This is a genomic window from Ideonella oryzae, from assembly GCF_024055665.1.
GTDB classification, from domain to species: domain Bacteria; phylum Pseudomonadota; class Gammaproteobacteria; order Burkholderiales; family Burkholderiaceae_C; genus Ideonella; species Ideonella oryzae.
This window is the reverse complement of record NZ_JAMXMC010000020.1, coordinates 20,427-33,476: the sequence shown is the minus strand read 5'-3', so window position 1 is coordinate 33,476 and position 13,050 is coordinate 20,427. Positions and strand designations below refer to the sequence as shown.

Sequence of the window (13,050 nt, the reverse complement as noted above, 5' to 3'; positions counted from 1 at the left end):
GCATCGAGTTCAGAGGACAAAGCGGCAGAAGGCAGGGCAGCCATGGGGGCACCGGCGTTTGACGAAGCGACGAGTGTCGCCAGCCTGTACACCGTCACCATCCCCCGCCAGAGGGAGTCACCGCCGAAACACCCGCAGATGGCAAGGTTTGGATACGGGTGTTACCAAGGACGCCACCCCGGCTTGCCGGCCCACCAGCCTAAGAGCCGCCCTTGCGGACAAACTCAAACTCGTGCGAGAGAAGATAGAGCCCGCCGTGAGCAGTGCGCCCTTCCCCTTCCTCCCACCAGATCGAGACACTGATCTTGCCTGGCTCTGGTAGATCATCGATCTCGTATTCCTTGCCGAGCATCGCCTCGTGATGCGGCCTTTCATCATCGGCCAGCAACGCCAGAACCTCAGGCGCTATCTCGAGAACGCGAACGACATCCCCAACCGTGACCGGGGTTCCATGTCGATCACGCATTTGCAGATTGAGGTGCTCTTCCATACGGTTCCTACCGGGGTGTTGCTGAAGGTCTTGACGCTGCGCTTGCTGAAATCAGCTCATGGCCAACGGGTCCTATTCACTGAGCAGGACCACCTGAGCCTCGCCATCCCCAGCGGTAGACAGGAGGCGAGCGAACTCAACCACGCCTGCCACTGACTCGCCAGGATGGGAAGACGTCAAGATGAACCGTGCTGGGTCTTGACCGGTGCCGACCACAATCTCATCAATGATGTGTTCAACCCGCACGCAGTCCTCGCCGACGACACCGACGAATTGCACTCCATCTGCCAGGAACCTCTCGACCAGAGCATCCAGCCGGGCAACATAGCCATGGGGGCAGTGCAGGACGACTTTTGCCGGGTATGCCATAGGTGGAAGCCTACTCGATGGCGGCGTGACCAACAGTTCGGAGTCCCAGGTGACGAAGCGATGGCGGCACACACAGTGCGCCCGTTTCTGGCGGCCTGCGGAGGCTGCTGGCGGGCCGCATAGTCCACGCCATTTGCCAGAATCCAGCACGCCATTGGGAACCGGCCCCCCCTTTCGACAAGCGCTCTTCACAAAACTCGCCCATCCCTTGACCACGCTGTACGCCGGCCTCGTCGCCGCCTCAGCAGGCTATGCGTGGGTGACAAATGACAGAACGCGAACGCGCCCCCTTACCAGCAAGCGCGGCACCTTAACCCACCGCCAGACTGCGATGACCACTCGACTTCTTCCTCGCGTCTTCGCAGTGTTGGCGACGGCCCTGGTGAGCGCCTGTTCTCGCAATCTGGAAGTGAACGTGCTTTCCCAGACCGCTTCTGTGAACGGTGCCTACACCGCCGAGGTTCGTGAGGTGGTCTATGGGCCGCACTTTGGTGGTGAAGCGCCGGCCATCGAAGTGTGGGTCTCTCACGCGGGGCAGTCAGAGTGCGTGCTGCAAAGGCCAGAGGATGGCACCGAAGTGACCTCACGCTGGGTGGGGCCCGCTCGGTTGCGGCTCCAGGTCACTGGCACTCAAGCAACGGAGCATTTCCAGCCTGCATCTCTTGGCGCCACCATCGAGCTGGAACGACTCTAGGCCCACAGCCAAGACGCCCACACCCTGCGCCGCTTGATTCGGCTGAGGTGTCCGACCGGGGAGATTGCGCAGCACTCACCCAAAGGGGCGTCGGCGTGCGCGTCTCTTGGGCTCGGGCTGGGTGAATGCCTCGGCAGAAAAACGCTCGCGTTGCAGTCGCAGCTCGTCGCCATCGATGGACCGGGCCAGCACCTCGACATCGCCGCGGCTGACGCCGACTGCCTCGAAGTGGGCTCGCCATCCGTTGACCACACAGATGACCTGGGCGACTTCGGCGGCGGCCTCAACGGCGTTCAGTCCGAAGTCCTGGTGCCGCGACATCGCGTTCTTCAGCGAAGACTCGTGGCCCAGGTCTCCGCAGGCGAACTCCTGGTAGCCGTGGGCGCCTTGTGAGGGCAAGACGTCATAGGCGGGCGACAGGCTGTAGCGGCCATGGCGGTCGGGCTCGAAGGCCAGAAGCGCGTGGTTCTTCTCGTGGTCGTCGGTGTTGTCCATGAGGATGTTGAACACCATGCGGCGAAAGAGCTCGCGGACATCGCACAGGTTGGCCCCGTCCCTGGCCACGCCGACACGCCGGAGCAGGCGCGCCAGCGCGGGGTAGGAGAGGTCCGGCTCCTGGCCCGCGGCAGCTTCGGCCCGAAGCGCGGTACCGGCGGAAATGCCGTGGATGCGCCGCGGCCCCTCACGGTCGAAGCGCCGAATGGCCACAGCGTTGCTTCTGGCCAGAGGGATCACCCGCGTCTCGGCCACGCGAATGCCGGCCTGTGCCGCCAGCGTCATCGTCGCGTGCTCGATCAACTGAGAATCCAGCGGGTCGTCCCGGCGCCTGAACTTGATGACCCACTCCTCGCCGTCGATCTCGATCAAGGCCTTGGGCTGCGCGCCGCCCAGCGAGCCGCCGCCGGCCAGCATCCGCCGCTCCGTTTCGGAAACGGGCTCGGAGGCCTCGACCTTGGCCACCACATCGCCAAGCTGCTGGGCCATCTCATGCCGGGCAATGGCGCCACCCGTGTAAGGCAGGTACGCCGTCGCCGACGTGGACACGCCCAGCGCGCCAAAGCGGTCATCACCAGCATAGAAGAGGTACTCCATCAGGGACAGCCGGTCCGGCCGCACGATGTAGCGGATGACCCGTTCCCCCCAACGGTCAGGGCGTGCATCGTCCACGGCGCCCACAGCCCGGGCCTGATCGGCCGCCAAGCGGCCCTGCGGGAGGTACTCGCGGTCCACCAGGGGCAGGTCTTCACTGAGCGGGAAGCCGTGGGCCAGCCAGTCCTGGGAATACTGCAGAGAGACACCGCGGCCAGACACCACCAGGCGCAGTCGCCCCACGCAGCGGTGCTGCTCGGGACCCGGGATGTGCCAAAGGTAGAGCTCGTCGTGCCTCATCGGTCACTCCTGGCGCTGGCGGCTGGCCTTGTTGGCAGCGGCCTTCAAGCGGGCCTCGGCCGCCGCGTTCGCACGCTGCCGGCCGAGTTCCACCGCTTCACGCACATCCAGCTCCAGGGCGCCCTTGTCTTCCTCGGGGGCGGCCAGATTGGAAAGCCCACCATCGCGCCCGATGAGCCACAGCGCCGTGGCCACGATACCCAGACCGACGCCGGGATCACCCGCTTCCAGGCGCTGCAACGTCGGCACAGAGACACCCATGCGCTGGGCCCAGGTCTTCAGAGACTCCCCCCGACGCAACCTGGCCACGGCCAGGTCGGCCCCGAGCTTTTCAAGGGCGTGGACGGTGGAGGGAGGGAGCTGCTGGAGAGCTCGAGGCGCCTTAGGCATACATATAGATATTATCGAAACACCCTATTCGATGCAAATCTATATGCTTGATTGGAATGACTCCTACGCGCCCAGGCGGAGGCACATGACGATGAGCACTGGACTGGCCAGCGTCAGCACCAGGCCGCTCAGCAGGGCCAGTGGCACCGCCTCCGGGCCGCACTGTGCGCGGATCAAGGGCAGAGTGGCATCCAACGCGGTCGCGCCGCAAATGCCGATCGATCTGGAACGGGACCGGGCGCCGAACAGGTAGAGCGCGGTGATGGCCAGCAACTCGCGGAACATGTCGCTGGCCATCGCGATGGCGCCATAGGTTTCGCCCAGGCTGCCACTGACCAGCAGGCTGGACAGTGTGACCCACCCAAACCCGCCGGCAATGGCCAAGCCTGCGCGGGGGGAATCGCCCGTCCACAGCGCAGCGGCCATGCCGCCCAAGGCGGAGCCTGCGATGACCAGCCCCGGGATGGCCCAGGCGCCTCGGTCCTTCCACACGCCGGCCAGCGAAACCTCCACCAGCTCGACGCCGATCAGGAACACCATCAGGTCGATCAACAGGCGGGTGTCGATGAGGTTCAGCACCGGCCATTCGTGGCGCCCCACGATCACACCCAGCGCCACCGTGCCCAGCGCCGCCAGACAGTCCATCACCGCCAGCCGCCACCGCCGTGGCTGAGCAGGCGCGCGGGGGCCTGCCAGCTTGCCGCGCGCACGGTGCTGCAGAGCGCCGATCAGGCCCCACGAGACCCCGGTCGTCAGCAAGGCATAGATGGCCGAGGTCTTGAGGATCTTGCCCAGTTCGGGACCGGGCTGAAGGATGGCGCTGAACTCCCTGCCGCAATAGAACAGCAGCAGGACCACCAGCAGCCGCAGGACGGGCCCTGTTCGGCGCGCCAAAGCAGGCCAGAGGCGGCCCAGGCCGAGGCCGAGCAACAGCGCCAAACCGATCGGCCAAAGAGAATCCAGGATCACATACATTGCCAGGCAGCCCCGGAATCCATGGGGCACATCGCTTCGGTTGCACAGAGGGTGATCGAGTATCCGGTCCGGGGCGCGTGCTGGATCTGCCTCCGGATGGCTTTGTGAATTCCGCTGGCTGGAATGCCGCCGGCACCGAAACTCGCTGCTATGCAAAACCGCCTGGACATGTTGCGAATCCTCTGCGCTGCAGCGGAGTCGAAGAGCTTCAAGGAGGCCGCGCAGAGTCTGGGGGTGTCTCCACAGACCGTCACCCGCGCCATCCGGGCCCTCGAAACCCAGGTGGGCGAGGTGCTGTTCCACCGCAGCACCCGGCAATGTCAGATCACCCGCGAGGGCGAGCGCTGGGCCGATCTGGCCCGGCGTGGGCTGGAGGGTGTCGATGCGTTCTTCATCGGCGCCCAGGAAGCCTCCAGCGCCCAGGTGGAAGGCGTGGTGCGGCTCACCGCACCCGAGCCCATCGGACAGGGCCCGCTGCTGGGCAGCCTGGCCCGCCTGCAAACCAGGCATCCCGGGCTGCGGTTCGAACTGCACCTGGAGGACGAGGACACGGATGTGGTTGACGAGCGCATCGACGTGGGCCTGCGGCACGGCTTCATCCGGGACAGCCGGTTCGTGGCGAGGCGGGTGGCCGAGGTCCCGTTCTTCATCGTGGCCGCGCCGAGTTTGTTGGACCGAATCGGCGCGCCACAGACCTTGGCCGACATCCAGGCCGGCCCCGTGCTGGGGACCATCGACGCGCGCACCGGCAAGCCGTGGCCCTGGTTCCTCAAGCAGCCGGCCCAGTGGGTGCCTCGCCACCTGGCCTTCGCAAGCAACAGCACCCAGGCCGAATGTGCGGCGGCGGTGCAAGGTCTGGGGTTCGCCCAACTGCCCGGCTTTGTGGCGGCGCCTCACCTGATGCAGGGAACCTTGCGCGCCCTGCTGCCGGACCTCGCCCCTGCGCCGTGGCCCTTGAGCGTCTATCGCCCGCAACGCGGCCCGGTGTCCCCGCGCGTTCGGACGGTCTATGACGCGCTGATCCGCGACTTCTCCAATCCGAAGCACTTTCCCGTTGAGGCCCCGGCGCTCACTCGCGCGGCGCCATTGGCGCCGGAGTAAACTGCACAGAATTCTGTCATCTATCCGACCAAGGAACCGGCCATGGGCTTTTCAGCCAGCGATGTGGTGCCCTTCACCCAGGCGCGCGCCAACCTGTCCGATCTGGCCGACCAAGCCAAGGCTGGGGCAGAAAAGATCATCACCAAGAACGGCGAAAGCTATGTCGCGTTGATCGACGCAGCCCGCCTGGACTATTACCACCAGTTGGAGCGCGAGCGCATCCACCTGCTGCTGATCGATGATGCCAAGCGCGGCCTGGCCGACATCGAGGCCGGCCGCACTGTGGGGGCCGATGCCGCCATCGCCCAGCTTCAGCAGCGCCGTGCCGAAGTTTCAAAGTCAGCCGCCACGGGCAAGACCGCCAAGAAGCGTGGCTGAGGATCTGTACCGGGTCGAACTGACCGCGAGCTTCCTGGAGCGGCTGGACGCCATCGAGGCGTTCCTGACCGAAGCCGACGCGGCCTTTGCCTTCGACGAGCTGCTGGCCGAGTTGCGTGCCACGGTCATCCCGAACCTGGCCCGGTTCCCCCGCATTGGTCGACGTTATCTGGACTACCCGCCACAGTCGGCCGAGGCGCTGGCCCAACTGGCCGCGCTGCCGACCGGTACAGCAGGCGCTTTGCGCGAGTACCTGCATGGTGACTACCTGATGCTCTACACGGCCGTGGACGCCAATGCGACGGTCTATTTGCTGTCGATCCGACACCACCGTCAGCTTTCGTTTGACTTTGCGCGGCTGTGGCCGGGCAACGGCAACGAAACAAAGAGATGACCATCCCGCTGGACGTACAACTGGCATGACTTTCGGCCGCAACATGGAGTCTGAAGGCATGAGCGACATCACCCAACACACCGATTACCGCCAGACGCTGGCGGTAATCAAGCAGCGTATCCAGACCTCGGAAACCCGCGTCGTGCTGGCGGCGAATGTAGAACTGCCGGGTCTGTACTGGGCCATTGGCCGCCAGCTCAACGCCTGGCAACGCGAGCGCGCCTGAGCTCGACGGTAGTGGAGCAGATGGCGCAAGACCTACAGGCCAACTACCCCGGCATGATGGGCGTTTCACGCAGCAGTCTGTTTGCCATGCGGCAGTTCTATGCCTGCTTCAGCCCGCAGTTTCAAGTTGTCCCACAGCCTGTGAGACAAATGCTCCGGGGGCATATGCGCCGTCCTGCCGACCAGGGTCAAGTCCGTGAAGCTGGCACTGCTCTACGGGCAAGTTTGTGTCGAACATGGCTGGAGCCGCACCGTGCTGAAGCGGCAGATAGAACCACGCCTTCACGGGCGGGCCGGAGCTACCTGGACAATCCACCACAGTCGGCCGAGGCGCTGGCTCAGTTCGCCATGCCGCCGGCCAGCGCGCTTCGCGAGGACCCGCATGGCGACCACCTGATGCTCTACTCAGCTGTAGATGAAACCGCCGCGGCCCACCTGCTGTCCATCCGCCGCCCCCGACAACTCTCTCTCGACTTTGCGCGCCTCTGGCCTGGCGCTGGAATGCCCCATTCAGCATGAACGCAGTAGAAATCGAACAGGCCATCTCTGAACTGGCCCTGCAGCCCTTTGATGCGGCTGAGTTTCCCTATGCCTTCCTGGCCGCCTTCGGCAACAAGGAAGTCACGCTTAAGCGTCTGCGCACCGGGAACAACAACACGTCGGACCTGCCCGGCGGTGTCTTGCTGCGCAACAACATCCACATCGCCACCTGTGAGGCTGGCATCGTCAGCGAGACCTTCACCGCGCTGCTGGCAAGCCCCGCCACGACCAAAGGCAAGGCCAAGTTCGTGCTGGCCACCGATGGGCAGACGCTGGAAGCTCAAGAGCTGGCCAGCGGCGAGACCATAGCGTGCGCCTTTGAGGACTTCCCCAACCACTTCGGCTTCCTGCTACCGCTGGCGGGCATCTCCACGATTAAGGAGATCAAGGACAACCCCATCGACGTGCGCGCCACGGGGCGGTTGAACAAGCTGTACGTCGAGCTGCTGCGCGAAAACCCGGCCTGGGCGAAGGACGACCGGCGCAGCGACATGAATCACTTCATGGCGCGCCTGGTGTTCTGCTTCTTCGCCGAAGACACGGGCATCTTCAGCGACACGGGCCTGTTCACGCAGACGGTGGACCGCTGGAGCGAGCGCAACGGCAGCAATGCCCACGAGGTGCTGTCCGAAATCTTCCGGGCCATGAACGTCAAGCCCTCGGAGCGAGGCGCTGCCACGCCCCGCCTGCCGGCCTGGGCCAATGCCTTCCCCTACGTGAACGGCGGGTTGTTCTCGGGCAGCACCGAGGTGCCGCGCTTCACGCAGATGGCGCGCACCTACCTGCTGCATGCAGGCGCCCTGAACTGGCGCGAGATCAACCCCGACATCTTCGGCAGCATGATCCAGGCCGTGGCCGACGACGAAGAGCGAGGCGCCCTGGGCATGCACTACACCAGCGTGCCCAACATCTTGAAGGTGTTGAACCCACTGTTCCTGGATGACCTGCGCACCGCGCTGGCCGAGGCCGGCGACAACGACCGGAAGCTGCTGAATCTGCGCAAGCGCATGGCACGCATCCGGGTGTTTGACCCTGCTTGTGGATCAGGCAACTTCTTGGTCATCGCCTACAAGCAGATGCGCGAGATTGAGGCGGAGATCAATCGCCGCAGAGGCGAGGCGCATAAGGGCAGCGAAATTCCGCTGACCAACTTCCGGGGCATTGAGCTCCGAGACTTTCCGGCCGAGATCGCGCGCTTGGCGCTCATCATTGCCGAGTTTCAATGCGATGTGCTGCATCGCGGACAGAAGGATGCTTTAGCCGAGTTCCTGCCACTTGACTCTCAAAACTGGATCGTTTCTGGGAATGCGCTGCAACTCGACTGGCTAAGCATTTGCCCGCCGACTGGCAAAGGTGTCAAGGTCATTTCTGATGACCTGTTTGGGACTCCGCTGGAGCAGGCAGAAATAGACTTTGAGAATGAAGGTGGCGAGACTTATATCTGCGGCAACCCCCCATATAGAGGGAGTAAATGGCAGTCCGAAGGCCAAAAAAGAGACCTAGCAAATGCTTGGATCAAACACCCCAAGCTCGCAAAGACTACTGACTTTGTTACGGGATGGTTTGCTCGCTTCTTTGACTACCTTGACAAAGTTCCTGATGCCGCATCTGCTTTCGTGGCCACGAATAGCGTGGTTCAAGGTCAGCAGGCAATTGATGTATGGCCGGTGGCATTCGCACGTGACTGCGAAATAAGATTCGCGCATACATCCTTCAAGTGGGCCAACTTGGCCAGTAACAATGCAGGAGTTACTGTCGTTGTAATTGGTCTTGGCAAGAAATCTTCGACACCAAAACGGCTGTTCCAAGACGACCATGTCAAGCAATGTTCAGCCATTGGTCCATACTTGGTCCCGGATAGTTTGGCGTATGTGCAAAAGGCTGCGTCCCCAATTGGTCAGCAATCGACCATGCTATTCGGAAACATGCCTCGCGACGGTGGAAATTTGTTTCTTGACGGCGACCTTTTTTCCAAGCTAGCAAATGAAGACCTAGTAGCCAGAAGATTTGTAAAGCGATTTGTTGGTTCTGATGAGTTAATCCATGGCCGGCTTCGTTACTGCCTCTGGATCGAGGATCGAGAAGTTGAGGGCGCTCGCAAGAGCACTTTCGTATCGGATCGATTAGAACGAGTTGCAAAAAGCCGATTGCAATCGGACGCAGAATCAACCCGTCAATTCGCCAAATATCCCCATCGCTTTGTGCAGATCGCCGGCGTAGCGAAGGCCAGTCAGATACTCGTTCCAGGTGTCAGCTCAGAGAATAGAGCATACCTACCCTGTGATCTCTTGGCGTCCGACAGCATCGTGTCGAACAAGTGTTTCGCACTGTATGACGCCCCGCTTTGGAATCTTTCACTGGTCGCATCGCGTCTTCACTGGGTGTGGATTGGTGCGGTCTGCGTACGCTTGGAGACGCGGTTTTCCTATTCAAACACGCTTGGCTGGAACACTTTCCCCGTGCCGCTTCTCACCGAGCAGAACAAAGAGGATCTAACCAGATGCGCCGAGGATATCCTCCTTGCACGCGAGGCACATTTCCCTGCCACCATCGCCGACCTGTACGACCCCGAGACCATGCCGGACAACCTCCGTCACGCCCACGAGCGCAACGACGAGGTGCTGGAGCGCATCTACATCGGCCGCCGCTTCAGGAACGACACTGAGCGCTTGGAAAAACTGTTTGAGCTGTACACCAAGATGATGGCCGCAGAGAAGAGCAAGCCTGCCATCAAGGCAGCAAAGGGAAGGAAGAAAACATCATGAGCGACCGCGCCAGCAACCCGACCAACGCTTACACCGTGCCGTCGGTATCCATCGCCACGGCGCGCACGGGCGCATCCAGCAAGGCCAACGAGCTGGGCATGCGTGCTATGCAGGAACGGGCCTATGCCAAGCGGGGCGAGCAATACCTGCTGATCAAGTCGCCACCTGCATCCGGCAAGAGCCGAGCCTTGATGTTCATCGCGCTGGACAAGCTGAACAACCAGGGTCTGCAACAAGCCATCGTGGTGGTGCCCGAACGGTCCATTGGCGGCAGCTTTGCCGACGAACCGTTGACCCGTTACGGATTCCATTGGGATTGGCACGTCGCCCCGCAGTGGAACCTGTGTAACGCGCCTGGCGGTGACGAACCACGGGCGGCCAAGTCCAAGGTGGACGCGGTGCGTCAGTTCCTGTCCAGTGGCGACAAGGCGCTGGTCTGCACCCACGCCACCTTCCGCTTTGCGGTGGAGGAGTTGGGCATTGCCGCCTTCGACAACCGCCTGATCGCCATCGACGAGTTCCACCACGTCTCCAGCAACCCCGATAACGTGCTGGGCAGCCAATTGGGCGCCTTCATCGCCCGAGACAAGGTGCACCTGGTGGCTATGACCGGCTCATACTTCCGGGGCGACAGCGAGGCCGTGCTGGGCCCGGCCGATGAATCGAAGTTCGAGACGGTGACCTACACCTACTACGAACAGCTCAACGGCTATCAGTGGCTCAAGTCGCTGGACATCGGCTATTTCTTCTACACGGGTCCCTATGTGGATGCCGTAACCAAGGTGCTCGACCCGGCGCTGAAGACCATCGTCCACATCCCGAACGTCAATGCGCGCGAGAGCTTGAAGGACAAGCAGCGCGAAGTGGACGAGATCATGCACGGCCTGGGCGAGTGGAAGGGCGTGGACCCCGACACCGGCTTCCACCTGGTAGCCACCAAGGATGGCCGCACCCTGAAGGTGGCTGACTTGGTAGATGACAGCGATCCAGCGCAGCGCACCCGTGTGCTGGGGGCGCTGAAAGACCCCGCGCACAAGGACGACCGCGACCATGTGGACGTGATCATCGCGCTGGGTATGGCCAAGGAAGGCTTCGACTGGATCTGGTGCGAACACGCGCTGACCATCGGCTACCGCAGCAGCCTGACCGAGATCGTGCAGATCATCGGCCGGGCCACGCGCGACGCCAAGGGTAAGGAGCGCTCGCGCTTCACCAACCTGATCGCGGAGCCGACTGCCGAGCAGTCCGCCGTGACCGAGGCCGTGAACGACATGCTCAAGGCCATCTCGGCCAGCCTGCTGATGGAACAGGTACTAGCGCCGCGCTACGAGTTCACGCCCAAGAATGCAGGTGCTCAGGAGGGCTTCGTCTACAACGGCGGCGAGGGCTACCAGGAAGGCCGCACCAACGTCGGCGTGAACGAAGCGACCGGCCAGTACCACGTCGAAATCAACGGCCTGGCCAAGCCTGAAACGCCCGAAGCCACCCGCATCTGCAAGGAAGACCTGAACGAGGTGGTAACCAGCTTTCTTCAGGACAAGACAGCGCTGGAGCGCGGCTTGTTCGACAAGGAGAACACCTTGCCGGAAGAGCTGACGCAGTTGCGCATGGGCAAGATCGTGCGCGAACGTTACCCGGAACTGAGCGAGGGCGACCAGGAGGCGATTCGACAGCATGCCATTGCCGCCATGAACATCACCCAGCAAGCCAAGCTGGCGCTTGCCCAGGCCGATGCAGCGGGCGGCGCCACGTTGCAAGGCAGCACGGCACTGCTGGACGGCGTGCGCAAGTTCGTCAACGTGCGCGACCTGGACATCGACTTGATCGACCGCATCAACCCCTTCGACGCGGCCTACGCCGTGCTGGCCAAGGCGATGGACGAGAAATCGCTGCGCCAGGTGCAGGCCGCCATTGCGGCGAAGAAGGTGAGCATCCCCGAGGAAGAGGCCCGCGACCTGTCGAAGCGCGCCTTGCAGTTCAAGACCGAGCGGGGCCGCCTGCCAGACATCAATTCAGCCGACGCCTGGGAGAAGCGCATGGCCGAGGGCGTGGCTGCGTTTGCGCGCTACCGCGCGCAGGCCAAGGCAGCGCAAGCCCAAGGAGGCGCTGCCAATGGCTGACATGGACGATGACGAGCTGCTGGATGCGCTGGGCGTTGAAGTTGCCCCGCTGAAGGCATCTAGCCGCACGCAGCGTGAGGAACGCATCATCGCGGGCTTCGAAGACATCCTGCGCTTCTACCAGGCCCACGGACGCGCACCGCAACACGGCGAAGACCGGGACATCTTCGAGCGCCTGTATGCCGTGCGCTTGGACCAGTTGCGCAAGCTCCCGGAGGCGCATGCCCTGCTGGCTGCAATGGACGCGCCGGGCCTGCTTGCGGGCGCTTCCAGCTCTGTGGCCAACATCGATGAACTCGACGAAGACGCATTGTTGGCTGAATTGGGCGTTGGCGACCACGTGCCCGCGGAAGACGACATCACCGTGCTTCGCCACGTACGATCTAGCGTCGAGAAGCGCGTGGCCGAAGAGGTGGCAGACCGTTCACCCTGCCCCGACTTCGAGAGCTTCCAGCCGCTGTTTGAGCAGGTCGAACAGGAGTTGAAGGCCGGCGTTCGCAAAGCGCTGCGCTTTGGCCGTGACGCCAGCGTGGCCGATGGCAACTTCTTCATCCTCGTCGGTCAGCTCGCCTACGTCGCCGAGGTGGGCGAGGCCATCAAAGCCCCGAACGGCGAGAGCGACGCTCGACTGCGCGTCATCTTCGCCAACGGCACCGAAAGCAACTTGCTCCGACGTTCCCTGCAACGAGCTCTGTACAAGGATGACACCGGCCGGCGTCTATCCGACCCAGACATGGGGCCGCTGTTCAGCGGCGAGGCCGAACCCGACGACATCGAGTCAGGCACGATTTACGTGCTGCGCAGCAAGTCTAGTCACCCATTCGTGGCCGAGCACCGAGAGTTGATCCACAAGATCGGGGTGACGGGCGGAAAGGTGGAGACGCGAATCGCTGGCGCGAACAAAGACGCCACCTACTTGCTGGCTGATGTCGAGGTGGTTGCCACCTACAAACTGCACAACCTGAACCGGGTGAGGCTGGAGGCCATCTTTCACCGGTTATTCGGCGCAGCACAGCTCGACTTGACCATTGAAGATCGTTTTGGCCAACCAGTAAAGCCACGCGAGTGGTTCCTGGTGCCATTGCACGTTATCGACGAGGCCGTATCTCACCTCAGAGACGGAACGCTCACAAGCCTGACTTACGACCCCCGTACTGCCAGTTTGGTGGTTGCGGGCAACAGCTAAGCCAGATGGGTGCGGTGGCGGTCATTGCTCAGAC

14 protein-coding genes are annotated in these 13,050 nt (G+C 62.9%); 9 read left to right on the top strand and 5 right to left on the bottom strand.

All coding sequences use genetic code 11. From position 1 onward, the window contains the following. Window positions 1-199: 199 nt before the first annotated feature. Both M0L44_RS21655 and M0L44_RS22290 read right to left on the bottom strand, forming a co-directional pair. Window positions 200-490 carry a hypothetical protein gene (locus tag M0L44_RS21655; protein ID WP_252772264.1) on the bottom strand — a complete coding sequence of 97 codons (291 nt, stop codon included), beginning with the start codon at window positions 488-490 and terminating at the stop codon, window positions 200-202. A 72-nt stretch (window positions 491-562) separates the two neighbouring features. Then, window positions 563-931, bottom strand: a complete 369-nt coding sequence (locus tag M0L44_RS22290) for a DUF7684 family protein (RefSeq protein ID WP_494337298.1) — start codon at window positions 929-931, stop codon at window positions 563-565. 136 nt (window positions 932-1,067) lie between these two features. Between M0L44_RS22290 and M0L44_RS21650 the strand changes: the two genes are divergently transcribed. Beyond that, entirely contained in the window at window positions 1,068-1,553 is a 486-nt protein-coding gene (locus tag M0L44_RS21650; protein ID WP_252772263.1) for a hypothetical protein, read from the top strand. A gap of 75 nt (window positions 1,554-1,628) precedes the next feature. Here the strand turns inward: M0L44_RS21650 and M0L44_RS21645 are convergent, their stop codons facing one another. From M0L44_RS21645 to M0L44_RS21635, 3 genes are all read right to left on the bottom strand, one after another. Beyond that, window positions 1,629-2,942: a type II toxin-antitoxin system HipA family toxin gene (locus M0L44_RS21645; RefSeq protein ID WP_252772262.1), complete on the bottom strand. Its 1,314-nt coding sequence runs from the start codon at window positions 2,940-2,942 to the stop codon at window positions 1,629-1,631. 3 nt (window positions 2,943-2,945) lie between these two features. Further along, window positions 2,946-3,203 (bottom strand): DNA-binding protein, encoded by a 258-nt coding sequence (locus M0L44_RS21640; RefSeq protein WP_252772261.1) that lies wholly within the window; start codon window positions 3,201-3,203, stop codon window positions 2,946-2,948. A 192-nt stretch (window positions 3,204-3,395) separates the two neighbouring features. Then, a complete protein-coding gene (locus M0L44_RS21635) occupies window positions 3,396-4,190 on the bottom strand; it encodes a LysO family transporter (RefSeq protein ID WP_252772260.1) in 795 nt (264 codons plus the stop codon). A 285-nt stretch (window positions 4,191-4,475) separates the two neighbouring features. On the opposite strand from M0L44_RS21635, the gene M0L44_RS21630 reads away from it, so the two are divergent. From M0L44_RS21630 to M0L44_RS21600, 8 genes are read left to right on the top strand one after another with little or no spacing between them, the layout of a single operon-like run. Continuing rightward, window positions 4,476-5,408, top strand: coding sequence for a LysR family transcriptional regulator (locus M0L44_RS21630; protein WP_252772259.1), 933 nt, complete (start codon window positions 4,476-4,478; stop codon window positions 5,406-5,408). Window positions 5,409-5,450: 42 nt separating this feature from the next. Then, entirely contained in the window at window positions 5,451-5,786 is a 336-nt protein-coding gene (locus tag M0L44_RS21625) for a type II toxin-antitoxin system Phd/YefM family antitoxin (RefSeq protein ID WP_252772258.1), read from the top strand. After that, complete coding sequence (locus M0L44_RS21620) at window positions 5,779-6,180, top strand: type II toxin-antitoxin system RelE/ParE family toxin (protein ID WP_252772257.1); 402 nt, start codon at window positions 5,779-5,781, stop codon at window positions 6,178-6,180. The genes M0L44_RS21625 and M0L44_RS21620 overlap by 8 nt, the downstream gene beginning before the upstream one ends. Window positions 6,181-6,238: 58 nt before the next feature. Beyond that, on the top strand, window positions 6,239-6,406 hold the full coding sequence (locus M0L44_RS21615) for a DUF1016 N-terminal domain-containing protein (protein WP_252772256.1): 168 nt from the start codon (window positions 6,239-6,241) through the stop codon (window positions 6,404-6,406). Between the two features lie 20 nt (window positions 6,407-6,426). Further along, a complete protein-coding gene (locus tag M0L44_RS22250) occupies window positions 6,427-6,924 on the top strand; it encodes a DUF1016 N-terminal domain-containing protein (protein WP_354004161.1) in 498 nt (165 codons plus the stop codon). Beyond that, entirely contained in the window at window positions 6,921-9,710 is a 2,790-nt protein-coding gene (locus tag M0L44_RS21610; RefSeq protein ID WP_252772255.1) for a DNA methyltransferase, read from the top strand. The genes M0L44_RS22250 and M0L44_RS21610 overlap by 4 nt, the downstream gene beginning before the upstream one ends. After that, the gene (locus tag M0L44_RS21605; protein ID WP_252772254.1) at window positions 9,707-11,830 is read left to right on the top strand and encodes a DEAD/DEAH box helicase; all 2,124 of its coding nucleotides are present in this window, start codon (window positions 9,707-9,709) and stop codon (window positions 11,828-11,830) included. The genes M0L44_RS21610 and M0L44_RS21605 overlap by 4 nt, the downstream gene beginning before the upstream one ends. Then, window positions 11,823-13,016 carry a GIY-YIG nuclease family protein gene (locus M0L44_RS21600; RefSeq protein ID WP_252772253.1) on the top strand — a complete coding sequence of 398 codons (1,194 nt, stop codon included), beginning with the start codon at window positions 11,823-11,825 and terminating at the stop codon, window positions 13,014-13,016. Before M0L44_RS21605 ends, M0L44_RS21600 begins: the two co-directional genes overlap by 8 nt. Window positions 13,017-13,050 lie beyond the last annotated feature (34 nt).